A 2404-nucleotide genomic window follows, 5' to 3' on the forward strand; every position below is an offset into this window, starting at 1 on the left:
ATCGGAGGACAGCCATGCAGCAGCTAAGCTTTCTCGACCCACCACCTCAGCACGGTGCCGTACCCGTATGGGAGGCCCTCGATAAAGAGCAGCGCGCACATCTCGTGCTGCGACTCGCCCGACTAATCGCCCGAGCAATCGCCACTGCCGGAGATCACAACGATGAACGAACTGAGCAAGATCACCGCTGAGCACCTACGCCGATGCGCAATCGTCTACGTGCGTCAGTCCAGTACGACGCAGGTCGAGCATAATCGCGAGTCCACTGCCCGTCAGTACGAGTTAGCCGAACGCGCCGCGCGGCTTGGTTGGCGACGCCATCAGGTGAAGGTCATCGATGAGGACCTCGGTATTTCCGGTTCCGGCCTTTCCGAGCGCACCGGCTTCGCGCGTATGACCGCGGAGGTCGGCCTCGGCCAGGTGGGCATCGTGCTCGGCTTGGAAGTCTCGCGACTAGCGCGCAATAATGCTGATTGGTACCGTCTGCTCGATCTATGTGGCCTGACCCACACGCTCATCGGTGATGGAGATGGGATTTATCATCCGGGCTTGTTCAATGACCGCCTGGTGCTCGGGCTCAAAGGTACGATGTCAGAGGCAGAGCTGCATGTGCTGCGTGCGCGGCTGCTCGGTGGCATCCGCAACAAGGCCGCACGCGGAGAACTGCACCGCGGGCTGCCGGTGGGTCTGGTACGGGGCGACGCCGACGGGGAGGTGCTGTTGCATCCTGACGAGTCGGTGCAAGCCGCGATCCATGCTGTCTTCGCCCGCTTTGCCGAATTCGGCTCGGCACGACGCGTGTGGCTGTGGTTCCGCTCGCAGGGCCTGCGCTTTCCGCTGCACTCCAACAGCCTTGTCGATCTCCGCTGGGTCGCCCCCACTTACACAAAGATCCACCAAGTCCTCACCAACCCGTTCTATGCCGGCGTTTATGTGTATGGCCGCACCCAGCAGACATGCTATCTCGATGCGGGCGGTCGAATCCGAAAGCGCATCAGACAACGCGACCGCGAGCAGTGGCCGGTGTTCATTCGTGACCATCACGCCGGATACATCGATTGGAATACCTTCGAGGCGAACCAGAAGCGCCTGGCGCAGAACATCCGTCCTCGACCGCACCAGAGCGGGGGGGCCGTGAGAGAAGGCGCAGCACTCCTGCAAGGCCTCGCCGTATGCGGACACTGCGGTCGGCGCCTGGCCGTACACTACAGCGGCCGGTTCTCGGCGCCCGGATATCACTGCGCCGGCAAGAACATCGTCAACGGCCGGGGCGAGTACTGCCTCAACATCGGCGGTGTGCAGATCGATGCGGCTGTCGCCGAAGCGTTCCTTGCGGCTCTCGCGCCCGCAGGCCTGGAAGCCTCGCTCCAGGCGATCGAGCAATTCGACGCCGATCACGAGACGACTCTCGCGCAGTTCCGTCGCGACGTCGAGCGTGCGCGCTACAACGCGCAGCGCGCCGAGCGACGCTATCGCGCCGTGGACCCGGAGAATAGACTCGTCGCGCGTGGACTCGAAGCAGAATGGGAAAGCGCTCTGCTGGAACTGAAGACTGCCGAATCCGAACTCTCGGACCGCGAACATGCCCGACCGCGCTCGCTTACGCACGAAGAACGCGACGCGATCCTTGCGCTCGGTAAAGACCTCAAGCGTATCTGGTTCGCTCCCACGACGAGCGATCGCGATCGCAAGGAGTTGCTCCGCACGCTGCTCGACGATGTCACCTTGAGAGTCGAGCGCGATAAATACAACGCTCACCTGACGCTGCGTTGGCGCGGCGGTCTCTTCAGTGACGTTAATGTCCCATTGCCGCACTCGCATCCATCGCCGATCCGCACCGCCGACGATACGATCGATCTGCTGCGGCGACTGGCTGCACATTATCCCGACACCAAGATCGCCGGCATCCTCAATCGCCAAGGCCGTACAACGGCCACAGGACTGTCGTTTACGGCAAATCGTGTGTCGAGCCTGCGGACACACTGGGAGATCCCGTGCTTCCAGTCGAAACAGCAAGTGCAGGACGGCGAGTGCATGACGATCGAGAAAGCAGCACGCGCTCTCGGGATCGCACCCTCTACTTTGCATCGCTGCCTCAACGATGGCTTCATTGCCGGAGAGCAAATCACACCTGGCGCGCCGTGGCGCATCCGTATCAACGACGAGTTGCGGTCGCGCTTTGTGGAGAGCGCGCCCGAAGGTTACGTGAAGATGTTCAAGGCCATGAATCTACTCGGCGTCTCGCGGCAAACCATCTTGCAACGTGTAAAGCGCGGCGAGCTTAAGGCCGTTCACGTCTATCGCGGACGGGCAAAAGGCATACGAATTCAAGTACCTGCAGTTGCTCCGGACCTCTTCGACCCTCTCAAAAAAAACTGAAGGTGTAGTATGACGCAACATCCAA

Annotated in this window: 1 protein-coding gene; it reads left to right on the forward strand. The window is 61.4% G+C overall.

Annotated features, from left to right (window positions below):
• Window positions 1-162 precede the first annotated feature (162 nt).
• Entirely contained in the window at window positions 163-2379 is a 2217-nt protein-coding gene (locus FXB38_RS41735; RefSeq protein WP_148756671.1) for a recombinase family protein, read from the forward strand.
• Window positions 2380-2404 lie beyond the last annotated feature (25 nt).

It is taken from the genome of Bradyrhizobium cytisi, from assembly GCF_008123515.1.
Lineage (GTDB): Bacteria > Pseudomonadota > Alphaproteobacteria > Rhizobiales > Xanthobacteraceae > Bradyrhizobium > Bradyrhizobium cytisi.